The organism is Terrabacter sp. AAH1 (genome assembly GCF_054456855.1).
Map to the genome: position 1 here is coordinate 57,182 of NZ_JBTJJV010000012.1, position 23,677 is coordinate 80,858.

17 protein-coding genes and 1 riboswitch are annotated in these 23,677 nt (G+C 69.5%); of the genes, 11 read left to right on the top strand and 6 right to left on the bottom strand.

Annotation, left to right across the window (positions count from 1 at the left end; translation table 11 throughout):
* Window positions 1-5: 5 nt before the first annotated feature.
* Both ACXR8F_RS16745 and ACXR8F_RS16750 read right to left on the bottom strand, forming a co-directional pair.
* Window positions 6-1,049: an LD-carboxypeptidase gene (locus ACXR8F_RS16745; protein ID WP_458802156.1), complete on the bottom strand. Its 1,044-nt coding sequence runs from the start codon at window positions 1,047-1,049 to the stop codon at window positions 6-8.
* Between the two features lie 52 nt (window positions 1,050-1,101).
* Entirely contained in the window at window positions 1,102-2,418 is a 1,317-nt protein-coding gene (locus tag ACXR8F_RS16750; RefSeq protein WP_458802158.1) for a bifunctional o-acetylhomoserine/o-acetylserine sulfhydrylase, read from the bottom strand.
* A gap of 91 nt (window positions 2,419-2,509) precedes the next feature.
* A riboswitch (SAM riboswitch) is annotated at window positions 2,510-2,629 on the bottom strand.
* A gap of 135 nt (window positions 2,630-2,764) precedes the next feature.
* On the opposite strand from ACXR8F_RS16750, the gene ACXR8F_RS16755 reads away from it, so the two are divergent.
* From ACXR8F_RS16755 to ACXR8F_RS16765, 3 genes are all read left to right on the top strand, one after another.
* A complete protein-coding gene (locus ACXR8F_RS16755; RefSeq protein WP_458802159.1) occupies window positions 2,765-3,955 on the top strand; it encodes an acyltransferase family protein in 1,191 nt (396 codons plus the stop codon).
* A 9-nt stretch (window positions 3,956-3,964) separates the two neighbouring features.
* Entirely contained in the window at window positions 3,965-5,128 is a 1,164-nt protein-coding gene (locus tag ACXR8F_RS16760; RefSeq protein WP_458802161.1) for an acyl-CoA dehydrogenase family protein, read from the top strand.
* 72 nt (window positions 5,129-5,200) lie between these two features.
* Window positions 5,201-6,181 carry a glycosyltransferase family 2 protein gene (locus tag ACXR8F_RS16765; RefSeq protein ID WP_458802163.1) on the top strand — a complete coding sequence of 327 codons (981 nt, stop codon included), beginning with the start codon at window positions 5,201-5,203 and terminating at the stop codon, window positions 6,179-6,181.
* A gap of 16 nt (window positions 6,182-6,197) precedes the next feature.
* Here the strand turns inward: ACXR8F_RS16765 and ACXR8F_RS16770 are convergent, their stop codons facing one another.
* Window positions 6,198-8,231 (bottom strand): DUF6541 family protein, encoded by a 2,034-nt coding sequence (locus ACXR8F_RS16770; protein ID WP_458802165.1) that lies wholly within the window; start codon window positions 8,229-8,231, stop codon window positions 6,198-6,200.
* Window positions 8,232-8,509: 278 nt separating this feature from the next.
* On the opposite strand from ACXR8F_RS16770, the gene ACXR8F_RS16775 reads away from it, so the two are divergent.
* The 7 genes from ACXR8F_RS16775 to ACXR8F_RS16805 all read left to right on the top strand — a co-directional run bounded on the left by ACXR8F_RS16775 (window position 8,510) and on the right by ACXR8F_RS16805 (window position 16,746).
* Entirely contained in the window at window positions 8,510-11,035 is a 2,526-nt protein-coding gene (locus tag ACXR8F_RS16775) for a CDP-glycerol glycerophosphotransferase family protein (protein WP_458802167.1), read from the top strand.
* Complete coding sequence (locus ACXR8F_RS16780) at window positions 11,032-11,832, top strand: ABC transporter permease (protein ID WP_458802169.1); 801 nt, start codon at window positions 11,032-11,034, stop codon at window positions 11,830-11,832. The genes ACXR8F_RS16775 and ACXR8F_RS16780 overlap by 4 nt, the downstream gene beginning before the upstream one ends.
* The gene (locus ACXR8F_RS16785) at window positions 11,832-12,584 is read left to right on the top strand and encodes an ABC transporter ATP-binding protein (protein WP_458802171.1); all 753 of its coding nucleotides are present in this window, start codon (window positions 11,832-11,834) and stop codon (window positions 12,582-12,584) included. The genes ACXR8F_RS16780 and ACXR8F_RS16785 overlap by 1 nt, the downstream gene beginning before the upstream one ends.
* Entirely contained in the window at window positions 12,581-14,491 is a 1,911-nt protein-coding gene (locus ACXR8F_RS16790) for a DUF5941 domain-containing protein (protein ID WP_458802173.1), read from the top strand. The genes ACXR8F_RS16785 and ACXR8F_RS16790 overlap by 4 nt, the downstream gene beginning before the upstream one ends.
* Window positions 14,488-15,294: a CDP-alcohol phosphatidyltransferase family protein gene (locus tag ACXR8F_RS16795; RefSeq protein ID WP_458802174.1), complete on the top strand. Its 807-nt coding sequence runs from the start codon at window positions 14,488-14,490 to the stop codon at window positions 15,292-15,294. The genes ACXR8F_RS16790 and ACXR8F_RS16795 overlap by 4 nt, the downstream gene beginning before the upstream one ends.
* Window positions 15,295-15,299: 5 nt before the next feature.
* Window positions 15,300-16,259: a glycosyltransferase gene (locus tag ACXR8F_RS16800; protein ID WP_458802176.1), complete on the top strand. Its 960-nt coding sequence runs from the start codon at window positions 15,300-15,302 to the stop codon at window positions 16,257-16,259.
* Window positions 16,260-16,344: 85 nt separating this feature from the next.
* Window positions 16,345-16,746, top strand: a complete 402-nt coding sequence (locus tag ACXR8F_RS16805) for an adenylyltransferase/cytidyltransferase family protein (RefSeq protein ID WP_458802178.1) — start codon at window positions 16,345-16,347, stop codon at window positions 16,744-16,746.
* An 18-nt stretch (window positions 16,747-16,764) separates the two neighbouring features.
* Here the strand turns inward: ACXR8F_RS16805 and ACXR8F_RS16810 are convergent, their stop codons facing one another.
* From ACXR8F_RS16810 to ACXR8F_RS16820, 3 genes are all read right to left on the bottom strand, one after another.
* The gene (locus ACXR8F_RS16810) at window positions 16,765-19,857 is read right to left on the bottom strand and encodes a SpoIID/LytB domain-containing protein (RefSeq protein ID WP_458802180.1); all 3,093 of its coding nucleotides are present in this window, start codon (window positions 19,855-19,857) and stop codon (window positions 16,765-16,767) included.
* A gap of 205 nt (window positions 19,858-20,062) precedes the next feature.
* Window positions 20,063-20,731: a CoA transferase subunit B gene (locus ACXR8F_RS16815; RefSeq protein WP_458802182.1), complete on the bottom strand. Its 669-nt coding sequence runs from the start codon at window positions 20,729-20,731 to the stop codon at window positions 20,063-20,065.
* Window position 20,732: 1 nt separating this feature from the next.
* Window positions 20,733-21,542: a CoA transferase subunit A gene (locus ACXR8F_RS16820; protein WP_458802184.1), complete on the bottom strand. Its 810-nt coding sequence runs from the start codon at window positions 21,540-21,542 to the stop codon at window positions 20,733-20,735.
* A 220-nt stretch (window positions 21,543-21,762) separates the two neighbouring features.
* Between ACXR8F_RS16820 and ACXR8F_RS16825 the strand changes: the two genes are divergently transcribed.
* Window positions 21,763-23,667 carry a peptidoglycan-binding domain-containing protein gene (locus ACXR8F_RS16825; protein ID WP_458802186.1) on the top strand — a complete coding sequence of 635 codons (1,905 nt, stop codon included), beginning with the start codon at window positions 21,763-21,765 and terminating at the stop codon, window positions 23,665-23,667.
* The last annotated feature ends 10 nt before the right edge of the window (window positions 23,668-23,677 follow it).

Below are 23,677 nucleotides of genomic sequence, written 5' to 3' on the forward strand. Positions count from 1 at the left end.
CGGCGTCAGTCGAGGCGCTGGGTGATGGTGTGCGTGCCCGCGACGGGGTCGTGCACGACGGTCGTCGAGGCGCCCTGGACCAGCGCGAGGTTGGGCGCGACGTGCCCGCACTCCACGTCGGCCAGAATCGGCACGCCGAGCAGGCCCAGGGCGTCGCGGACGGCGTCGTGCTGGGTGAAGCCGTCGCGACCCGGAGCGTTCGTGCGCGACACCAGCACGCCGCTGGCCGCCTCGAAGAAGCCGTGCAGGCGCATCGCGTGCAGCGTGCGGCAGATGTCGTACGAGCCCCACTCGCAGATGTCGAGCACGACGACGAGACCCTCCGGGGCGTGCCGTGCCGCAAAGGAGTTCGCGTCGCCGTAGCGGCCGCCTGCGAGGAACCCGATCGTCTCGACGCAGCCGCCGACGACACGGCCGGCCAGCATTGCGGCCTCGCCCTCGTGGCCCGGGTCGATGCGAGTCCACGTGCCGCGTCCCTCGAGGGTCATCTCCGAGACGCTCGGGTCGGCCGCGTAGTCGTCCCAGCCGGTCGAGCGGAAGCGGCCGGGGGAGTGCTGCTCGAGCTCCGTGCCGGGGATGGCTGAGGCGACGTCGACCCAGTGGAGGATGCCGTCGGGCAGTCGGTACGGGGTGTCCATGAGGTTCTGGCCGTGGATCGTCGCGATGCCCGTGGCCAGGGTGAGTGGTGTGAGCCAGGTCGACGTGTCGGAGAAGCCGACGCACCACGTCGGTTCGGCGGCCGCGACCGCGTCGAGGTCGAGCAGGTCGAGCAGGTCCATGCCCGTCTCCCCGCCCCAGGGTGGCACGACGGCCCTGATCGTCGGGTCGAGCAGCATCGACATGAGCTCGGCCGCGCGCGCCTCGCGGGGCCCGCTCACGTGGGAGGGCGCGTGGTTGAGCTCGCCCACGACGACGTCGAAGCCGCGGTCGCGAAGGCACCCGACGGCATACGTGAACCGCCCCCAGAGGGCGTCGCCGACACCGGAGCTCGGCGACGTCACGCCGATGCGGTCGCCGGGACGGAGCGGGGCGGGGTAGCGGATCGGCATGGCCGACATGGTGCCAGCCGTGCCGATCCGCCACACCCCGGTGTTCCGGGTGTCAGGCCTTCGCGGCGGTGAAGCCCTGCTCGAGGTCGGCGACGATGTCGTCGATGTTCTCGATGCCGACCGAGAGGCGCACGAGGCCGGGAGTCACGCCCGCAGCCAGACGGTCCTCCTCCGGACCCTGCGAGTGGGTCGTCGACGCCGGGTGGATGACGAGGGAGCGCACGTCGCCGATGTTCGCGACGTGGCTGTGCAGCGTCAGCGCCTCCACGAACTTCTTGCCCGCCTCGAGTCCGCCGGCGATCTCGAAGGAGAGCACGGCACCTGCCCCGCGGGGCGCGTACTTCTGCGCGTTCGCGTGAGAAGGGTTGTCGGGCAAGGACGCCCACACGACGCGCTCGACCTGGTCGTGGGCCTGGAGGTAGGCGGCGACCTTGGCCGCGTTCTCCAGGTGACGCTCGATGCGCAACGACAGCGTCTCGAGTCCCTGCGCGATGAGGAACGCGTTGAAGGGCGCCGCTGACGGGCCGAGGTCGCGCAGCAGCTGCACGCGGGCCTTGAGGATGTAGGCGAGGTTGGCGCCGAGCGGGCTGCCGACGCCGAGGTCACGCGCGAAGACGAGGCCGTGGTAGCTCTCCTCGGGCGTGTTGTAGTTGGGGAATTTCTCGGCGTCCTTGGCGTAGTCGAACCGGCCCGCGTCGACGATGACGCCCGCGATGGACGTGCCGTGGCCGCCGAGGTACTTCGTCGCGGAGTGCACGACGACGTCGGCGCCCCACTCGATCGGGCGGATGACGTACGGGGTCGCAATGGTGTTGTCGACGACGAGCGGCACTCCGACCTCGTGGGCGAGACCGGCCACGGCCTCGATGTCGAGCACCTCGGCCTTGGGGTTGGCGATCGTCTCGCCGAAGAACGCCTTGGTGTTGGGCCGCACGGCCGCGCGCCAGGAGTCGATCGACGTCGGGTCCTCGACGAAGCTCACCTGGACGCCGAGCTTGGGCAGGGTGAACTTCAGCAGGTTCACCGTGCCGCCGTAGAGGCTCGGCGACGCGACGATGTGGTCACCGGCCTCGGCGATGTTGAGCAGGGCCAAGGTGGTGGCGGACTGGCCCGACGCGACGAGGAGCGCGCCCACGCCGCCCTCGAGAGCGGCGATGCGCTGCTCCACGACGTCGGTCGTCGGGTTCATGATGCGGGTGTAGATGTTGCCGAACTCCCTGAGCCCGAACAGGTTCGCCGCGTGGTCCGTGTCGTTGAAGACGTAGCTCGTGGTCTGGTAGATCGGCAGGGCGCGCGCCCCGGTGGCACTGTCGGCGCTCTGGCCGGCGTGGATCTGCTTGGTCTCGAAGGACCAGTTGGGCTCGGTCATCTCTCGTGTGCTCTTCCTCAGTCGTGTCGATGACCGGGCCCGTGACGGGTGATCGGGCCGGCGCACCGACGGGTCGGTGCGGGAGAGGAGCTCTCCGCGCTTGCCCGAGCGCCGGATGGCGTCGACGGGCCAGGTCCTCACCCGGGGCACCCCGCCGCGGTGGGAGGGTTGCCGGCCAGCGAGCCGGGGCTTGGCGCTGGCACTCATGACCTACTCGCGAGTGTACGTACGCGCGTCCGGCAGGTGGGAGCGCGTGTCCTCATCGTGGGACGGAGAGTCGGAAGGCGGCCGATTCGGCGGCGAGACGATTCGCCGGAAGTGTGCAAGGCTCGGTAAGTTTCGCGAAATGTTTCCGTCCCCACCCGCCCCCGTCAGCGGGCGACGCACGCCATCAGGCGGTTCGCGTCTCGCCCTGCTCGACCTGCTGCGGTTCGTGGCGGCAGCCGCGGTCGTGCTCTACCACTTCACCGCCCGCTCGGGGCCTGCGTGGCCCGAGCGCACCGTCGAGATCTTCCCGACACTGCACCAGTTCACGAAGTACGGCTACCTCGGCGTGGAACTCTTCTTCTTCGTCTCCGGCTTCGTGATCCTCATGACGGCCTGGGGCCGGGACCTGCCCGGCTACGTGGCGTCGCGCATCGCGCGACTCTTCCCCGCCTACTGGGTCGCCGTGCTCGCCACGGGTGCCCTCCTCATCTCCGCCGGCTCACGCCTCAAGCACGTAGGCCCGCGTGAGGTACTGATGAACCTCACCATGGTGCAGGCGCCGTTCGGCGTGCGTGATGTCGACGGCGTCTACTGGACGCTCTGGGTGGAGCTCCGGTTCTACGTGCTCATCGGCCTCTTCCTGCTCGTCGGCATCACGCGCAACCGCGTCATCGCGTTCGCGATGCTGTGGCCCGTGGTCGGGGCGCTCGCCCGCATCACCGGCAGCGACCTCGTCGCCGGTCTCCTCATCGCCGACTGGGCTCCGTTCTTCGCGGCGGGAATGCTCGTGTTCCTCGCCCGACAAGAAGGTTGGACGCTGACCCTGGTAGGTCTGTGCGGTTTCCAGCTCGCTTGGGCCGTGACGCTGGCCGTCGATGACTCCGCCAAGTACGCCGCTATGTCGGCCGCGCTGAGCCCCTTCGTCGTCGCAGCCGTCGTGTTTCTCGCCTTCTTGGCGGTCGCGTTCGCCACGACGACCTCGATGGCGAGCTTCCGCTGGCCCCTTGCCACTGCGCTCGGGCTGCTGACCTACCCGCTCTACCTCATCCACGAGTTCTGGGGATGGTTCGTCATCTCGAAGCTGTCACCCCAGTTCGCCGACGAACTGGTGCTGGGGCTCGCCCTGCTCACCGTGGTGCTGCTTGCCTGGCTCATCCAGCGTCTCGTGGAGCGCCCCTTCGCGCGCCCGTTGCGCAAGAGCGTGGAGTCGTTCCTCCGGGACCAGCCGGGGCCTGGCACGGTGCGCGCCCCGAAGGAGGCTGCCCACGCCCGAGAGGGTGAGGGTGGCAACGATCACGAGGACGTCCTACTGGTCCGAACTGACCAGTAGTATCGCCGCGTGAGTGCTGCTGCTGACTTCGACCTCTTCCGCACGAGCGAGGACCACGAGGCCCTCAGGGACGCGATCCGCGCGATCGCCGAGGACAAGATCGCCCCGTACGCGGCCGCCGTCGACGAGGAGGCGCGCTACCCGCAGGAGGCGCACGACGCCCTCGTCGCCTCCGACTTCTTCGCCCCGCACGTGCCCGAGGCCTACGACGGCATGGGGGCCGACGCTCTCGCGACGTGCATCGTCATCGAGGAGGTCGCCCGCGTCGACGCGTCGGCATCGCTGATCCCGGCCGTCAACAAGCTCGGTTCGCTGCCGCTCATCCTCGACGGCGACGAGGCCGTCAAGGCCCGCTACCTGCCGCCGCTTGCCAAGGGTGAGACAACCTTCTCCTACGGGCTCTCCGAGCGCGAGGCCGGCTCGGACACCGCGTCGATGAGGTGCCGAGCACGCCGCGACGGTGACGACTGGGTGCTGACTGGTCAGAAGTCGTGGATCACCAACGCCGGCGTGTCCGAGTACTACACGGTTCTCGCCGTCACCAACCCCGACGGCCCCCGCGGCGGCAACGTGACGGCGTTCGTCGTCGAGAAGTCCGACGACGGCTTCACCTTCGGTGAGAAGGAACGCAAGCTCGGCATCAAGGGAAGCCCGACCCGCGAGCTGCACTTCGACAACGTCCGCATCCCTGGTGACCGCGTCGTCGGCCAAGTCGGCGAGGGCCTCAAGATCGCGCTCCGCACCCTCGACCACACGCGGGTCACCATCGGTGCGCAGGCCGTCGGCATCGCCCAGGGCGCCCTCGACCACGCCGTCGCGTACGTCAAGGAGCGCAAGCAGTTCGGCAAGCGGATCGCCGACTTCCAGGGCATCCAGTTCATGCTCGCCGACATGGCGATGGAGCTCGAAGCCGCACGCCAGATGGTCTACGTCGCGGCGGCCAAGTCCGAGCGCGGCGACAAGGACCTGTCTTTCTTCGGCGCGGCGGCCAAGTGCTACGCGTCCGACGCCGCCATGAAGATCACGACCGACGCAGTCCAGCTGCTCGGCGGCGCCGGCTACACGCGCGACTTCCCTCTCGAGCGGATGATGCGCGACGCGAAGATCACCCAGATCTACGAGGGCACGAACCAGGTCCAGCGCATCGTAATGGCACGGCAGCTCCTCAAGTAGGCTGGGCGCCGCTCGAGCGGGTGAGGTCGGGCCGGCGAGCCCGACAATCGATCACGACGAGAAGGACCCCCTGTGGAGCCCAGCAACGACGAGCTGCCGGTGGTCAGCGTCATCATGCCGATCCTCAACGAGGAGAGGCACCTTCGTGATGCAGTCGCGATGATCTTGGCGCAGGACTACCAAGGTGGGCTGGAGGTGGTGCTGGCCATCGGCCCCTCCACCGATCGCACCCAAGAGGTGGCGGCGGACGTGGCCGCCGCCGACGCGCGCGTGCGCCTCGTCGACAACCCGAGCGGTCGCACCCCGGACGGGTTGAACGCCGCTCTCAGCGCCAGCAGCGGCGAGGTCGTCGTCCGCGTCGACGGGCACGCCGAGATCCCTGACAACTACATCCGCGTCGCGGTGGACGAGCTGCTGCGCGTCGGGGCCGACAACGTCGGCGGCATCATGGACGCGCAGGGCACGACGACGTTCGAGAGGGCAGTCGCCATCGCGATGCGCAGTCCGCTCGGCGTCGGCAGCTCACGGTTCCACACGGGGGGCGCCGCGGGGGAGTCAGACACCGTCTACCTCGGGGTGTTCCGCCGCTCAGCGCTCGAGCGGGTCGGTGGCTACGACCCCCACTTCGCCCGTGCCCAAGACTGGGAGATGAACCACCGGATCCGGGAGACGGGGGGCACGGTGTGGTTCACGCCCACCCTCAAGGTGACCTACCGACCGCGGGGCTCGCTCAAAGCCCTCGCGCAGCAGTACTTCCACTACGGCAGATGGCGTCGCGTCGTGGCACGGCACCACGAAGGCACGATCAACCCGCGCTACCTGGCGCCGCCCACGATGGTGGTAGTGACCACTGCCGCTGTGGTCGCCGGATTCTTCTGGCGACCTGCCTGGGCCCTGCCCACCGCCTACGCCGCGGCTGTCGTCGCCGGCGGCGCCGCCATCTCGCGAGGCGAGTCGGCCCGCACGCGAGCTGCTACTCCTGTGGTCCTCGCCACCATGCACTGGTCCTGGGGGCTGGGGTTCATCACGAGCCCTCGGCGCCTTTCACGCTGAGCCTCAGCGGGCCGGACTACGTGCCGGCGCCGGCGCAGGCGGTTCGCTTGTACAACGTGTAGGGGGCCCTCTTGGCTACCTTCTGCCACGCCGGGGAGCTGCCGATGTTGTCGACGCCGGTGAACTCGGCGAGAGCCCAGCTCTGCGCCCACGAGAACGGCCGCCCGCCGGTGATGGCCCACTCGACGTGCTGGCGCTGCGCCGCGGCGCAGACCTCGGGATCCGTGCCGACCCTGTCGAGGTTCTTCGACAGCAGCTGCCGGTCGCCGGGGAAGTTCGTCTTCTCGGTGGGGACCAGCAGCTGGCGCCCGCTCACGATGTAGAGGTAGGTGGGCCCGTTCCAGGGGTTGGCAGCGACCACTGCGTCAGCGGGCAGGTACTTGGAGAGAGCTCGCAGGGAGCGCAGCTCCTTGTCGCTCGCCCACGAGTCGGCGGCCTTGGGGTGGAAGTACCGGTGCACGATGTGCAGGTGGGCGGACACGAAGCCGCCTCCGGTGGTCGCCAGGAAGAGGCCCACGACCAGCAGGGGCGCCACGAGGTGCGCGCCGGGCAGCCGTGCCTTACTGAGGCGGACCAGGCCGTTCGACACGAAGACGAAGCCGGCGGTTGCGAGCAGGGCGGCGGGCAGCACGGCGACGGACTGCAGCCTGACCGCGTTGTTGTACCACGGCCAGGTCAAGTACCGGGTCCAGGTGGCGTCCACCGCCACGTTGAGCCAGAAGAGCGCCGTCAGGGTGGCGAACGCCGCGACGACCCAGCGGGCACCGCGATAGCGCCAGATGACGGCGATGATGCCGATGCCGACGACGACGCTCAACAGTGTCAGAGGTCGGGTCGAGCGAGGCGCGAAGTTGAGCACGGCATACCACGCCTTGTCCGTGGAGGCCTCAGGGCCGGGCGCGCCGGTGGCGAACATGGAAGGTCGGCGCAGTGCCACGGTGACCGCGACCGACAGGAGGAGCGTCACGACCGTGCCGGCGGCCACGAGCAGAGCGACGCGCGGCCGTCGTGCCCGCAAGGCCCATGCCTGCGCGAGGGCGCGGCCGGTGAGGCAGAGCAGCGCGAAAAGGCAGAAGCTCGCGAAGGCGTTCGGGTGGGCCATCACCAGCCCGGGTAGGCATGCCACGACGATGAGCGTGGACGTAGGACGACCGGCGATGACGTACGGGGGCCGGGCACGGCTGCCGATGGCGGAGACGAGCCCGAGCAGGCACCCGGGCAGGAGCGCTCCTCCGAAGAGGTTGGGCCAGAGCACTCCGAAGCCCATGAGGAAGTACGGGAAGCCGGTGAAGGAGACAGCAGCGATGGACGAGGCCAGGGCCACGACCGGCCTGCGCCCGAAGAGACTGAGCGCAAGGCCCGTCACGCCCAGCGGCCACACGATGCCCGCGACGGCGATGACCCACACCGATGTCGCGACGGTGACCGAGACGCCCGTGAGCATCGAGATCGTCGCCGTGAACCCGTACATGGCAGCGGGGTAGAAGCCTGTCCACGTCTCGACGTTGAACTTGCCCGCCGAGAGCGACGAGATCGTCCCGTGCTCCAGCATCCACTGTGGCGCCGCCAGGTGGAAGATCGTGTCGGGGTGCTGGGGGAACGCCTCCGGGGAGTGGATCTCGCCGAGGACCGAGAACAGGAAGATCGTGAACGCGACGATCGCGCCGAACAGCGTGGTGAGCGTCACACCGTGCCGCGACCAGAGCTCGCGGCGACCGGCAGGGTCGATCCGCACCCGCAAGGGCGTTTCGCGGCTGCTCGATGCTCGCGCACGGACCCGCACACCGATCACGGCCGCGACGCCCCACATCAGCACGGTGCCGAGTGCGAGCGGCAGCAGGCCCCAGCGCAACCCGACCAGGGGGGCGATGATGCCGGACAGCCCCAAGCACGTGGTGGAGAGCGCCGGCGCCACGGCGAGCGTGGCGACGACCCGCAGTCGCAGCAGCGCGGCTGCTACCGCTCCGGGGGTCCACAGCAGGGCCAGCGCCACGAGAAAGGCCGGCGCGGCCTCGCGCCACGTCGTCGAGCCGGGTATCAGGATCCCCATCCTTACCTCCGCCCGCGGGCACGTCGACGATGACGTCCGGTGTCGGACGCCACGTCACTGTAACCGAACCAGTCGTGCCTGCAGTTTCGCGCTCGGCAGCGGCGGAAGAGCCGCCCCGTCCACGGCTGTAGGCTTGGGCGACTTTGATCCACGAGGCGCAAGGAGCACGCAACCACATGTCCCCCCGGCTGCGACCTATCACGCGAGGGAAGAGACTGCTTCGCAAGATCCGCAAGACGGGGCCCATCGAGTGGCGTGCCTACGCTCGCGGGCTGCCCGTGGAACAGGACGTCGTCCTCTACGAGGCCTTCGCCGGCAAGGGCATGCTGTGCAACCCCGAAGCCATCTTCCGAGAGCTGCTCGCGGACCCCTCGGCCCAGCACCTCCGTCACGTCTGGGTCCTGACACATCCCCGGCGCATGACCACGGTCGTGAACGAGTTCGCGGACAACCCGCGCGTGAGGTTCGTGCGGTACAAGTCGTCGGCGTACTACCGGGCATTGGCGACTGCGGGGATGTTGGTCAACAACGCCACGTTCCCGCCCGAGTTCAACAAGCGGCCGGAGCAGGTCTACGTCAACACGTGGCACGGCACCCCGCTGAAGCGCATGGGCTTCGACGAGCCGAGCGGAGCGAACGCCACCCGCAACGTCGTGCGCAACTTCCTGATGGCCGACTATCTCCTCTCCAGCGGCACGTACATGACGGAGCAGATGTACGCCGGGGGATACCGTCTCGCCAACCTCTACGACGGCCGGATCCTGGAGTTCGGGCAGCCGCGCACCGACCGCCAGTTCCTCGACGACGGCATGAAGGACACTCTGCGCCACAGGCTGGCGGCGGCGGGCGTCCGTGTCACGGGCAGGGTCGTCATCTACGCGCCGACCTGGCGTGGTACGTCCTTCTACACGCCCGACAACGACGCGTTGTTGCTGGCCGAGCGCGTCGAGCAGCTTCGCCGACAGCTTCCCGACGACGTCACGGTGCTGCTCAAGGTCCACCAGCAGGTCTACGACTTCGCCCGCGGCCACGCGCAGATCCGACGGTTCCTCGTGCCCAACGAGATCCCGACGAACGTGGTCCTCGGACTCGCCGACGTCCTCGTCACCGACTTCTCGAGCATCTTCTTCGACTTCCTGCCCACCGGTAGGCCGATCATCTTCTTCACGCCCGAGGGCGACGACTACGTGGACAGCCGCGGTGTCTACCTGCCCATGGAGACACTGCCCGGGCCGATCGCCAGTTCCGTCCCCGAGCTTGCCCGCCTCATCTCGCTCGTGGGCAGCGACTCCCCGGAGCGTCCAGAGGCGACGCATGCAGAGCTGTACAGCGCGGCCAGGGAGCGCTTCGCGGCGCGCGAGGACGGGACGGTGACCCGCAGGGTCCTCGATGTCGTCCGAAACCGGGCGCAGGATGGCGATGGTGTCGTAGAGATGCGCAGGGACGGCCGGGAGAAGGTCCTGATCTTCCTCGGCGGAATGCGGTCCAACGGCATCACGTCGTCCGGCATCAACCTGCTGGCCAACTTCGACTTCGACCGCTACGACGTCACCGCGGTGTTCGACAACCCGCGTGGGGCCGACCGGCGCCGCAACGTCGCGGCGCTCGACCCCAGGGTGCGGCCGCTGGCTCGCGTAGGATCCTTCTCCCCGAGCAAACGACATCGCCGTAAACGTCGTGAGCTGCTCACGAAGGGCACGCGGATGAACAAGCGTGACTTCGACTCGATGATGTCGCTCGTGCGCGAGGAATGGCAGCGGTGCTTCGGAGGGGCGACCTTCGACCACATCGTCGACTTCAGCGGCTACTCGCCCTTTTGGGCCTTCCTCCTCAGCGTGGGCCAGGCACGCACGCACTCGATCTGGCTGCACAACGACCTCAGGGCCGACCAGATGCGCTTGGTGGACGGGCGGCGGCCGCACATGCGCAATCTGGGCACCGTCTTCACGGCCTACGACCGCTACGACCACCTCGTCTCGGTGTCCCACGCCCTGCGTGACGTCAATGCCGGCAAGCTCTCCGAGTTCGGGACGCCCGAGAAGTTCACCTGGGCGCCGAACACCATCGATTACCGACGCGTGCTCCACATGGCGCACGGCGACCCCGACGGGGCCGAGTCGCTCACCGCGCACCCGCTGCTCACCTCGCTCGCGAACGGGGAAATCGACCTCCAAGACGACGAGACCGTCGCAAACCTCCGCACAGCCGAGCAGCTCGAGTCGATCAAGGGCGAGCTGGAGCGACTGATCAGCATCGGCCGCTTCGTCCCTGCGGCGCCCGACACAACGACCTTCGTCACGGTCGGTCGGCTCTCGCCCGAGAAGGCACAGGACCGTCTTCTGCGTGCTTTCGACATCGTGCATCAGCGCAACCCGAAGACGCGGCTCGTGCTCGTGGGTGACGGCCCGTTGCGGCGCCCCCTCGAGCGGCTCGCGCAGGAGCTGGGTCTGGGCGAGGCCGTGACGTTCACGGGCCTGCAGCGCAACCCTTTCGCCATCCTTGCGCACGCCGATGCCTTCGTCCTGTCCAGCGACTACGAGGGCCAGCCGATGGTCATCCTGGAGGCTCGCGTGCTCGGTGTCCCAGTCATCTCGACCGCATTCGACTCCGTGGGCGGGGCACTTCCCGAGGGCGTCGGGCTGGTTGTCCCGAAGGACCACGAAGCGTTGGCCGATGCGATGACCCGCGCCGTCGAGGGCACGGTGCCGAACCCGGTCTTCGATCCGGAGGAGTACAACCAAGCGGCGATCGACCGTTTCTACGTCGCGACAGGGATCGCAGCCCAACAGCGGGGCCAGGCATGAGGCCCTCCACCCAGCTACGTGGTGTGATCGCGCGGCGCAACGTCCTAGGCACGCTCGTCCGACGGGATCTGCAGGTTCGCTACGCCGGCAGCGCGATCGGCTACCTGTGGACCATCCTCGACCCGCTTGCGATGTCCGCGATCTACTTCGTCGTCTTCACTCTCATCTTCAAGGCCCGCAGCGTCGGTCTCCAGCCGTACGTGCTGTTCCTCATCATCGGCGTCCTGGTCTGGCAGTGGTTCTCGCAGTCCATGACGGAGACGGCAAGGGCCCTGTTGTCCGAGGCACGCCTCGTGCGGTCGACGAACCTCCCGCGGGAGCTGTGGGTGGCGCGCGTCGTCATCGCCAAGGGCATCGAGTTCGTCCTCTCGCTGCCGGTGCTCGCGGGCTTCGCCATCTACTTCATCGCCTTCGGCGACGCCTCCGTGAACTGGCGCATCGTGCTCATCCCCGCCGCCATCGTCCTGCAGTTCATGCTGCAGATGGGAATCGGCCTGATCCTGGCGCCGGTCACGGTTCTCTTCACCGACATGTCACGGATCGTGCGCATCGCCCTGCGCATGGGCTTCTACGCTACGCCGATCATCTACGGCGTTCATGCCGCCCCCGACAACCTCCAGCGGCTCCTGCTGCTCAACCCGATGACCGGCGTGCTCGAGCTCTACCGTGCCGGCTTCTTCCCCGCGGAGCTCAACGTCGCGGCGACGGTGAGCTCGTTCGTCATCACCGCCCTCATCTTCGTCATCGGCTCCATCGCCTTCCGGCGAATGGAGCCCGCCGTGCTCAAGGAGATCTAGTGCGTCCCGTGATCGAGGCCAAGGGCGTCGGGATCGAGTTCTACCGCTCTCGCCGCCGCAAGATGTCCCTACGCGAGATGGTCTTCAAGGGCGGCACCTCGAGCCCCGCCGAGACGTTCTGGGCCCTCAAGGACGTCTCCTTCACCGTCGACCCCGGCGAGGCCGTGGGGGTCATCGGCAGCAACGGGGGCGGCAAGAGCACCTTGCTGAAGATGATCGCGGGCGTCCTCATCCCGGATGAGGGCACGGTCAAGGTCCGAGGCGGTGTGGCGCCGCTCATCGAGCTCACGGGTGGCTTCCTCGGCGAGCTCACCGCCCGCGAGAACGTCTACCTGGCGGCGGGCCTGCACGGCCTCACCAAGAGGGACATCGACGAGCGCTACGACGAGATCGTCGACTTCGCCGGCCCGCAGGTGAAGGCCGGGATGGACATGCCGTTCCGCCACTTCTCCTCGGGCATGCAGGTGCGCATCGCCTTCGCCCTCATCACGACGCTCGACCAGCCCGTCGTCCTCGTGGACGAGGTGCTGGCCGTCGGCGACCGGGCGTTCCGGGAGAAGTGCTACACGCGGATGGAGACGATGCTCTCGGGGGGCAAGACCCTCTTTCTCGTGTCTCACAGCGAGGCGGATCTGCGCCGGTTCTCCGACCGGGGTCTGTACCTGCGGTCAGGGAGACTGCTCGCCGACGGCCCCATCCACGACGTCCTCGAGCAGTACAACGCCGACTCCGACGCGGACGCTGCTTCGTGAGGCTCGACGAGCCCCCGCTCGTCGGCGACGCGAAGGCTCGTGCTGTGCACGGCACGTCGGCCGGCGGTGACCTCGTCGTTCTCGGTGACGGACCGGCCGACGACCTCGTCGACTCGCTGGAGCAGTTGGGAGTACGCCGCGTAGCCCTGAGCGCTGGCTGCCGCGATGTGGCGGGGGAGCTCCGGAAGGCAGCAGCAGTTGCGGAGTCGCCCGCAGCCACCGGGCCGCTGGTGCTCGTCAGTCACGACGTGCGGCTCAGTCCGGTCGCACTGCTGGACGTCCTGGACGCGGCTCGCGACCTGACGTCGACCGCGGTGGTGACCGGTCCCCTCCACGCGCTGCGTCAACAACCCGTGTCGGAGGCGCCCGGGGGCTTCGCGCCCGTGTCCGTCGACGAGATCTCCCGCCGTGTCTTCTCCGTCGGCACGGCCCGGCACGTGGCCAGCGACCCTTCGGCGTATGCCGTGGGCGTCCTCCGCGTGGCGGCGCGCGACCGCGGCCGCGTCGCCCACGTGCTCCGGGCTGCAGCAGAGAGCGAGTCCGCCCGCCAGCCGGGCATGCAGGCCTTCGACTTGGCCCTGCTCGCGGTCGTCCGCGACGCGGCCGTGCCCGTACTGGCCACGCCGCTCGCCCACGTCACCGTCGAGCGCGGTCACGAGCAGCGCCCGGGAGTCGCCGGATCGGCGTGGCAACAGCGGCTCCGGGCAGCGTCGCGCGGCAACGACGGGGTGTTTTCGACGCACGCGATACGTCCGCTCTCACGCCGACTCACCGCACACGGCCTCGGGCGGGGATGGAGGCCCAATGTCGTCACGCTCGTGAGCCTCCTGCTCGGCCTTGCTGCCTGCGCGCTGGCCGCTGTCGACGCACGGTGGGCGTGGGTGCTCGCCGCCGTCCTGCTCATGGCGTCACTCGTCGTCGACTGCGTCGACGGGGAGATCGCCCGGTTCACGCGCCGCTACAGCTCGCTCGGTGGGTGGCTGGACGCGGTGAGCGACCGGGTCAAGGAGTTCACGATGGTCGCGGCGGTCGCCTGGGTCTCGGCGAGGCGCGGCACCGACCTGTGGTGGCTGGCCATCCTCGTCCTCGCGCTGCTCGCCGTCCGTCACGTCGAGGACCTCGCGTATACGAGTCGCCGGAAAGCCTCGCTCGACCGGCCCTTTTCCGCGCAGCCGCTCGACGTGCCGCACGACGGAGGTCGGGCAGGGGCGCGCACGAAGGTGCCTGAAGCCCCTGTTGGGCGCGCCAGGCTCGTCCGTGACGCCAAGCAGGTGCTGCACCTGCCGATCGCCGAGCGCTACCTCATCATGTCGGTGGGCCTGCTGCTCTTCGACCCCGCGTTCCTGCTGTGGGCGCTCGGCCTCGCCTCGGCCGTCGCGTTCGGCTGGACCCAGCTCGGTCGTCTCGCCCGGGCTGTCACCGGGCGGGACGGCTTCCGGCCCGACCGGCCCGACACGATGCTCCCGCACCTCGTCGACCTCGCTCTGGCGCCCCGGCCGACGGGCCGCGGACGCCTTGCGTGGCAGGTCCCGGCGCTGCTCCTCGCTCTCGAGGCGACAGCGCTGCTGCTCGTCGCAGGGGTCGACACTGCGGCTCGCGCGGCAGCCTACGCCTGGCTCGCCGCCGTGTGCTGGCACGTCTACGACAACGTCTACCGCCTCCGCGAGACCGGCCGCGGGACTCCCCGGCGCCTCGTCCGCGCGACCCTTGGCGTCGAGGGTCGCGTCGTGCTCCTCGCCTTGGTCGGCGGGATTACCGACCAGCCCGCAGTCCCGCTGTTCGTGGGCGCTGCCCTCCTCCTGCTCACGTACGCTGTCGAGTCCGCAGGCGCGTGGCGCGCCGTGGTCGGTGGTGCGGCCCGCGCCGATGCGGTGGCCGGGCAGACCGGGCAGGATGGCCCCTCGTGACGCACGACCCGAACGAGGACCGACCGACTCTTGCCGATCTGAGGGCGGTCGCGCAGCCGCCCGAGCACATCGCGCGCTACAACGCCGAGCACTGGGCCGGTGCTCTCTACATCCGACACCTGTCGATCTACGCGACCCGGGCCCTCCTACCGACGCACATCTCGCCCAACGGTGTCACGTGGCTGATGATCCTCACCGGTCTCGCCGGCGCACTGGTGATCCCGTTCGGCGGTGTCGTCGGGCCCCTCCTTGCTGTGGTCGGGATGCAGCTGCAGATCCTGCTCGACTGCTCCGACGGAGAAGTGGCACGGTGGCGCCAGCGCTTCTCACCCGCTGGCATCTACCTCGACCGCATCGGGCACTACGTCACGGAGGGAGCCATCCCGATCGCAATAGGCCTGCGGGCGGACGGCTGGAGCCCGGCGCACGCCGGCGAGGTCGGCGGGTGGACGGTGCTAGGCCTGCTGGTAGCCGTCGGTGTGCTGCTCAACAAGGCGTTCACCGACCTCGTCCACGTCGCACGCGCCAAGACGGGTCGGCCACCTCTGGAGGATGTCGCCGGCACCGCGCGGCCCAAGGTCACGGGCGTCGCAGCACTGCGGCGCGCGTTCGACTACCTCCCGGTCTTCCGTGCGTTCGTCGCCGTCGAGGCCTCCCTGCTCGCGCTCGCCGCGGCGCTCGTCGACGCGGTGCACGGAGATCTGATCGGGACGCAGGCGCTCGTCGTCGCCATGGTGCCGCTCATCGTCGTCACTGCCGGGGGGCACCTGCTGGGTGTGCTGTCCAGCTCGAGACTCGACTGATGGCTGTGCGAATCCTGCCCGTTCACCAGTGGGCGCAGGAACACGGTGAGGTCGGCGGCGTGCGCACGAGCCACCACCAGCTGACGACGGTGCTGCGGGCCCAAGGCATCCCGGTCGACTACGTCGACACCGGGTCAGTGAAGAGAGCAGTCGCGAAGCTGCCTGGTCTGCGTCACCGCGCCCTGCACCTTCTCCACCTGACCCGTTTGTGGCGGGCGATGCTGCTCGCCCCCGCCTTCGCAGTGCTACGGGGCCGCACCGTGCTCGTTCTGCACTCCGGCTCGACGGGCGGACAGCTGGCGCGGCTGTCTGGCTGGCGTCGGCGGGTCCTCCTGCTGGCCCTGCACGCGTACGACGAGATCTGGGCGGTCAACGACGAGATCGGAACGATCCTGCCGCCGTCGCTCCAAGGGAGGGTCACGGTGGTGACACCCTTCGACCCTTCGGCCGCCCCGGTTCCCAGCCCGTTCGCGAGGGAGCCGCATGCGGTGGCCCTTGCCACCAACGCGGGGCTGGCGCACTACAACGCGCTGCTGGGCGTGGACGTCGTGCGCAAGGTCAGAGAGCGCTGGCCGGACGCGACGCTCACCGTTCTCGCGTACGGCAGCGACACGCCCGAGGTCGAGGATCTGCGGAGGATTGCCGAGTCCGCCCATTGGGTGCACGTGGACTTCGACGCCAGCCCGGACGAAGTCTCCAGCGTCCTCTCCAGGGTCGGCACCTTCCTTCGTCCCACGAGCTGGGACGGCGATTCCGTCATCGTCCGCGAGGCCCAGGCGGCCGGTGCGACGGTGGTGGCCAGCGACTGCGCACCGCGACCAGCGGGCGTGGTAGTGGCGCCGCTCGACGTCTCTGCCCTGGCGACCGCGGTTCTCGACGGCGGAGCCGCCAGTGATGGACGAGGTCTCGCGTCGACGACGCTCGCCGAGGCTGCGCAGGCAGCCCTCGCGCGAACGCGGCGGTGACCTACTCGGGGGCATCGCAGGTAACCTCGTCTTCCCGAGACCAGTGCCCGAGCGGCACGAGCACGCACCGCACTCAAGGAGCACCGTGAGCAACCGCACCGTCATCACCTTCGGCACGTTCGACGTCTTCCACGTCGGCCACGTGCGCGTGCTGGAGCGCGCGGCAGCGCTGGGTGACCGTCTCGTCGTCGGCGTCTCGGCGGACGCGCTCAACGTGGCCAAGAAGGGCCGCGCACCGGTGTTCTCGCAGGACGAGCGGCTTGAGATCGTGGCCGCCCTCAAGGTCGTCGACGCCGTCTTCGTGGAGGAGTCGCTCGAGCTCAAGCGGGACTACATTCTCGAGCACAAGGCGGATGTCCTCGTCATGGGCGACGACTGGGCCGGGAAGTTCGACTGGGTCGGCGACGTATGCGAAGTCGTCTACCTTCCGCGGACGCCTTCGGTGTCGACGACGGGCCTCATCGAGCACATCGCGACGCTCGGCTGACCTCGCCGGGACCGGAGCTCACTGCCCCCACCGGCTGCTGTTGCTGAGGACGCCGGCGTCGAGCGGCGACACAGCGACTCGGGCCGAGTCCACGACGCGGTAGACCAGCAGCTTCCCGTCGCTGATCCGACGGGCGACGAGGTCGGTGCGTCCGTCACCGGTCAGGTCTCCGATACCCCGGACGGCGGTCATGGCCAGCCAGTTCGAGCCGTCCACGACACGCGGCGAGCGGAAGCCGCCGGCACCCGTGTTGGAGTAGAACACGAGCGCACCGTCGGACGCGCGCACTCCCATCAGGTCCACGTGTCCGTCGCCATCGAAGTCACCCGAGGTGACCTGGGCAAGGCCGTTCCAACTGGTGCCGATGCGGCGCTGAGAGACGAGGTGGCCCATCCCGTCGCCCTTCCAGAGCGTCAGGTCCCCACTGGTGTGGCGGGTGAGCACGTCGGTGTAGCCGTCGCCGTCCCAGTCGCCCGCACCGATGACGAGGTTCACGGTCGTCCACCCGCGGGCGAGCACGGCGCGCGATGCTGCCAGGCCGCGAGCTCCCATGCCGGGGTAGACCCATGCGGTGCCGTCCGTGGCGACCGTCACGACGTCGCCGAGGCTATCGGGGGTGAGCGCACCCACGGCGGCCACTGTCTTCATGCCGGACGTCGCCGAGGACGAGATGGACTTCGTGGCGAATCCCATCGACCCCGTGTAGACAAGCGCCAGGAGGCCGCCGTTGAAGGGGATCACCGCGTCGGCGCGACCGTCGCCCGACACGTCCCGCGGTGCGTAGGGAGTCGATGCGTCGGGAGCCGACGACACCGTCCACAGCGTGCTCTTGAGAGCGAGGGCGGAGCGAAAGGAATCGCCGGAGACAGTGACGCTGCCCGATGCTCCCGACAGCGTCACGGACGCCGTGCGACCACCCCACGGAGCGGCAGTGGTGCCGCCGGTACGGGACGGGATGGCGAGAGTGCGCAGCGTCCCGATCGACGGGTAGGCGCGCTGGATCTCGATGGCGGTGAGACTGCGGGTCCACGCGCGCGGGTTGGATGTCGAGGCGACGACCCCGTCGTACGGGTCGGACTGGGCGGGCAGGTAGGCGACCGAGCCGCTGTGCGACCAGCCACCGTTGGAGGCGCTGAACTGGGTAAGCGCCGGCTTGCCCCCGTAGCTGAGCACGAGTCCTGCGCTTGCCTGGACTGCGGCGGTGCTGCGGGCATCGGCCCAGGTGCGCTGGAGCGCGCCGGCGGAGCTGTAGTCCGCGCTTCCCTTGTAGACCTGGCACGAGACGTCGCACGTGTCATACACGCGCGAACCGGCGTCGGCGCGCTGGCTGGCGGCGTAGCTGCGTGCCGCTACCGCCTGAGCGGTCAGAGCGGCGGCCGGCCAACTGGGCGACATCTCGACGGGCACGACGCTGCGCAGGTAGGTCTCGAAGGGGACGACGTTGACGGCGAGCGCTTTGCCCGCGGACGGCACGACCCGAATGAAGCCGGGGTAGTCGCGCTGGGTGCTGCCCGGCAGGACCGTACGCACCGGGCTCGTGCCGCGGCTGAAGGTGAACGGCACGGTGGATGCGCGCCACGTGCTGCTCGTGACCCAGGTGCTGCCGGAGAGGTATTGCAGGTCCAGGTTGCTGCCGGCGGCCACAGTGCGCCAGCTCGCCGTCGCCGCGAGCTTCGCGGTGCGACGGCCGTCGGTGACGGTCAAACCTGTCTGCTTGGCGAACCGCGGGGCGGCGGTGCCCAGGGCGGACAGCCACACCCTGAGGGCGGGGGACCCCTGGGACCCCAGCGTGGTGCCGGGGTAATAAAACGCCAGGATCTGCTGCCACGTCAGGCCCTTGGTCGCGGCGCCGTACGCCCCCCACTGGGACATGCCGATCCCGTGTCCGAAGCCCGCGCCAGAGAGCGCGAAAGCGGCTGAGGCCGGCAGCGGGTAGGTCTCCACTGCCGTCTGGGACGCGACCGGGCGCCATTGGCCCGCCTTCCAGAGCGGGCCTGCGTTGCTGCGGATGGGAGCGATCTGCTTGGCGTACGCCGTGTCGCCGGGGCATCCGGTGAGACTGAGGTCGCGGTGTCCGACGGTGCGCGGGACGGTCACCTTCGCACCAGCGGGGTACTTCGACCCACCTGCCGACGTCAACGTCACGGACGATGTCGGGTCGAAGAGCGAACGGTCGGCCTCCCACGCCACAAGCCTGGTCACGGTGTCCTGCGTCGCTGCAGGGAACGGCACCGACGTGAAGTCGCCGATCACCGAGATGCCGGTCGTGTCCGCGTTGAAGCCGCCGACCTGGGCGCCCTGGACGAAGCCGGTGGTGCTGCCCTTCCGGCCCTCGTACGCCCTGCCGAACCGGTCGACGAGGATCTGGTAGCCGAGATCGCACCAGCCCTGCGACTTCGTGTGGTACGCGTAGATCGAGCGGATGATCGACGCAGCCTGGTCCGCGGTGTAGGTGTTCGCGTTCACGGTGTGGTGGATCACGACGGCCTTGAAGCCGGTGAGCCGCCCAGGGGTGCAGGTGCTCAGACTCTCGTCCGCACCCCACTGGGCACGGGTGATGATGGTCGGCTTCGTCACGGAGGCGACTGCCGAGCCCGCCGGAGCTGCAAGGTTGCCGTCCGCGGGTGACTCCCCGCCGTCGACCAGGCTGGCACGCACACCGCTCGGGACCGAGCCGTCGGGAGTGCTCACCCGCACGTCGATCGCGTCGGAGCCCGGGACTGTGATCGGCTCGGTGCCTGGGCGCGCGTGCAGTGCGTCGGGGGACCCCGGGTCTGGTCCGTCGTCACCGAGACCCAGGACGTTCCAGCCGGACCAGCCCGCCGGCCCGTGGGTGCGCACTTCGATCTTGGTGCCGGCGGGCGGGTTTCGGTCGAAGGTCACTCCCGCGAGGTCGAAATCGACGCCCGAGACCTGACCGGAGGCGACGACTTTCTCGCCCGTGCTGCGTGCCGAGGACGTCCGGGCCGACGCTGCCGCGACCGTCGGGATGCGCATCTCGTGGACGGAGGGGGAGACCGGGCGCGGCGCCGCCCCCGTCGTCACCGTTGGGACGACGACGAGGGCTGAGCTCAGGGCGACGACGGCGATGGAGGAAGGAATGACGCGCACGGTTCGTGACTCCTGGGTCAGTTGATGACAACAGCCCCAAATGTCGCATTGCACGCACAATCCCCGCCAGTGAATCGACGACAAATCCCTGTGAAAATGGAGATATTCATATGTCAGGTAACAGATCGGACACCAAAGTGTCTCAATCGGTAAAACCCGCAGGAAAGCCGTGGGTCGGCGGTACGGCCGGCACCGATGACACCATCTACGTTTCGTCTGAGCCGCGCGAGGGCGCCGGTTGCAGGTCCACGACGAGCTCCGGCTCGGTCTTCTTGCGCACCTCGTCCTCCGTGACGCCCGGGGCGAGCTCGCGCAGCACCAGGCCGGCATCCGTGACATCGAGAACGCAGAGGTCGGTGATGATGCGCTGGACGACGCCGCGGCCGGTGTAGGGCAGCGAGCACTCCTTGACGATCTTGTAGGAGCCGTCCTTGGCGTTGTGCTCCATGAGGACGATGACCTTCTTGGCCCCGTGGACGAGGTCCATCGCGCCGCCCATGCCCTTGACCATCTTGCCGGGGATCATCCAGTTGGCGATGTCGCCGCCCGCCGAGACCTGCATGGCGCCGAGGATCGCCGCGTCGACCTTGCCGCCGCGGATCATGCCGAAGCTCGTCGCGGAGTCGAAGAACGCCGCGCCCTTGCGCAGCGTCACGGTCTCCTTGCCGGCGTTGATGAGGTCGGGGTCCTCCTCGCCGTCGAACGGGTAGGCGCCGACGCCGAGGATGCCGTTCTCGGACTGGAGCACGATCTCGACGTCGTCGGGCACGTAGTTGGGCACGAGGGTCGGCAAGCCGATCCCGAGGTTGACGTAGGCGCCGTCGGACAGCTCGGCCGCCGCGCGGGCCGCCATCTGCTCACGGGTCAGTGCCATCTCAGGCCTCCTTGCTCTGGTCGGCCGTACCGGTGCCGGCGGGGCGCGGTCGGACGGTGCGACGCTCGATGCGCTTCTCGGCCGCCTGCTCGGGGGTGAGCGGCAGCACGCGCTGGACGAAGATGCCCGGCAGGTGGATCTGGTCGGGGTCGAGCGCACCGGGCTCGACGAGCTCCTCGACCTCGGCGACGGTGACGCGGCCGGCCATGGCGCACAGCGGGTTGAAGTTGCGGGCCGACTGGTTGAAGACGAGATTGCCGTGCCGGTCGCCCTTCGCGGCGCGCACGAGCCCGAAGTCGGTCGTGATGGCCTGCTCGAGCACGAAGGTCTTGGTCTCACCCATCCACTCGAAGTCCTGGGTCTGCTTCGGCGGGGACGCGACGGCGATGTTGCCGGCATCGTCGTAGCGCCAGGGCAGCCCGCCCTCGGCGATCTGGGTGCCGACGCCGGTCATCGTGAAGAAGGCGCCGATGCCCGAGCCGCCGGCCCGCAGGCGCTCGGCCAGTGTGCCCTGCGGGGTCAGCTCGACCTCGAGCTCGCCGGACAGGTACTGCCGCTCGAACTCCTTGTTCTCGCCGACGTAGGAGCTGACCATGCGACGGATCCGCTTGTCGCGCAGCAGGATCCCGAGACCCCAGTCGTCGACGCCGCAGTTGTTGGAGACGGCCTCGAGGTCGCTGATCCCGGCGTCGTGGATCGCTGCGATGAGGACGGAGGGAATGCCGCAGAGGCCGAAACCGCCGACCGACAGTGACATTCCGTCACTGATGCCGGCGATGGCCTCCTGGGGAGAGGAGACGACTTTGTCCATGCGTCGGACTCTATCCGCGCCGCCGTGCGCGGGAGCCGTGGGGTCGCCCCACAGGGCCACCGATCATGTGTTCGCGGCACACGTGCTCCACCTCAGAAAGTACAGCTCTGTAATTCGCGCAACTGCCTTGTGAGTCCTGTGACTGGAGTGCATAAATGGTGCGGGAGTTGCGTTTATCGCGAGCCCCGTCCGATCCGCGACCGACGACAAGAGGTTCCTCATGGCCCTGCGCCGACGCCCGCTGGGCCTCGTCCTCGCCCTTCCCGCCCTCACGGTGCCGATGGCCGCGGCTCCCGCAGCGGCGGTCCAGGCGCCCCCGACGCGCCCGCTGCCGAGCGGGCTCGACGTCTACGTGCCCTACCAGGGCCAGACGGTCTGCGACCCCGTGGCGCGTCCCGGGGTCCTGGCCTTCGCCCGCCTCATGACGTCGCACTACGGGATGGGCTCGACCGCCCTCATCGGACGCACGTGCGGCAGCGGGCCGTCCGAGCACTACGACGGCCGCGCGTGGGACTGGATGCTCAGCGTCGACAACCCGGCGCAGGAGGCCGTGGCGCAGTCGGTGCTGAGCTGGCTGACCGCGCCCGACGCGAACGGTGTCCAGGGCGCGATGGCCCGGCGCTTCGGGATCATGTACATCATCCACAACCGGAAGATGTGGCGCGCCTACGCGACCGACCGGGGCTGGGCCCCCTACACCGGGGTCTCGCCGCACACCGACCACATCCACTTCAGCTTCAACTACGACGGCGCCGCGGGTCGCACCTCGTGGTGGACCGGGGTGCCGACCCGCAGCTACCTCACCGCGCTGCCGCGGGCCGGCTCGCCTGCCACGCCTCCGGCCCCGGTGCCGACGACGCCGGTCCCGGCGACCACCCCCGTTCAGCTCTCCAGCGGCATGCGCTCGGAGGCCGTGCGCCAGCTGCAGGCCCGGCTGGGCAACCTGCCGACCACCGGCTTCTACGGCGACCTCACCAAGGCCCGGGTCACCGCCTACCAGGCCTTCGTGGGTCTGCCCCGGACGGGCGTCGCCGACCTGCGCATGCAGGAGATCCTCGCGACGCGGGCCTGGAAGAGCGTCACCGCCGCCTACCCGACCCTGTCGTTCGGCACGACGTCGGCGGCCGTACGCATCCTGCAGGCCAAGCTCGGCTCGCTGCCGACCACCGGCTACTACGGCACCCTGACGCGGGCGCGGGTGACGGCGTACCAGAAGCTCGCCGGCCTGCCGCAGACCGGCGTCGCCGACCCGGTCACGCAGGCCCGGCTCTGGGTGCGCGGCTGGAGCGGCGGCGCGACCACCAGCTCGACCGGCTCGACCGGCTCGACCGGCTCGACCGCCACTGCCGCCACCTACCCGACGCTGGCGTTCGGCACCACCTCCACGGCGGTCAGGACGCTCCAGACAAGGCTCGGGGCGCTGCCCGTCACCGGCTACTTCGGCCCGCTCACCCGGGCGCGGGTGACGGCGTACCAGAAGTTCGTCGGCCTGCCGCAGACCGGCGCCGCCGACTCGCGCACCCAGCAGACCCTCGTGACCCGTGGCTGGACGGCGACGGCGCGCACCGTCGCACTGACCCAGCCGACCGGTTCCGCACAACCCGGAGAGGACATCGTCATGACCGCCTACGCCAGCTCGTCGACATCCGGCACCTGGTCGACCTCCAGCCCGGGGGTGGCGAAGGTCGACGTCGCGACGAGCTACACGGCGTACAAGAGCCTCACCCTCGCGACCGGCTCACGTGGCGCGGCCGTCCGGGTGCTGCAGCGGGCGCTCGGAGGCCTCGCGGTCGACGGCGTCTTCGGTGCGGTGACCCGCGACAAGGTCGTCTCGCTGCAGCGCTCGCTCGCGTTGGCGCAGACGGGCGTCGTGACGCCCGAGCTGTGGGACGTGCTCGAGGCGCGCGACTTCCCGTTCGTCGCCGACCGCTCGACGGTGCTGCGTGCCGGTGACAGCGGACCGCAGGTCGTCGCCGTGCAGCGCCTGCTAGGGGTGGCCCAGACCGGGGTCTTCGACCTCGCCACCCGTGAGGCGGTCAAGGCCGCTCAGGCCCGTGCCGGCCTCGCCAGCACGGGCGTCGTCGCCTCGCGCACGTGGTCGCTGTTCGACCGGTTGTCTGCGTAGAACGTCGTGG

Bases quoted from the DNA above. Each gene is read 5' to 3' on its own strand.
- ACXR8F_RS16745 (WP_458802156.1), bottom strand. From the start codon at position 1,049: ATGCCGATCCGCTACCCCGCCCCGCTCCGTCCCGGCGACCGCATCGGC.
- ACXR8F_RS16750 (WP_458802158.1), bottom strand. From the start codon at position 2,418: ATGACCGAGCCCAACTGGTCCTTCGAGACCAAGCAGATCCACGCCGGC.
- ACXR8F_RS16755 (WP_458802159.1), top strand. From the start codon at position 2,765: ATGTTTCCGTCCCCACCCGCCCCCGTCAGCGGGCGACGCACGCCATCA.
- ACXR8F_RS16770 (WP_458802165.1), bottom strand. From the start codon at position 8,231: ATGGGGATCCTGATACCCGGCTCGACGACGTGGCGCGAGGCCGCGCCG.
- ACXR8F_RS16780 (WP_458802169.1), top strand. From the start codon at position 11,032: ATGAGGCCCTCCACCCAGCTACGTGGTGTGATCGCGCGGCGCAACGTC.
- ACXR8F_RS16815 (WP_458802182.1), bottom strand. From the start codon at position 20,731: ATGGCACTGACCCGTGAGCAGATGGCGGCCCGCGCGGCGGCCGAGCTG.
- ACXR8F_RS16820 (WP_458802184.1), bottom strand. From the start codon at position 21,542: ATGGACAAAGTCGTCTCCTCTCCCCAGGAGGCCATCGCCGGCATCAGT.
- ACXR8F_RS16825 (WP_458802186.1), top strand. From the start codon at position 21,763: ATGGCCCTGCGCCGACGCCCGCTGGGCCTCGTCCTCGCCCTTCCCGCC.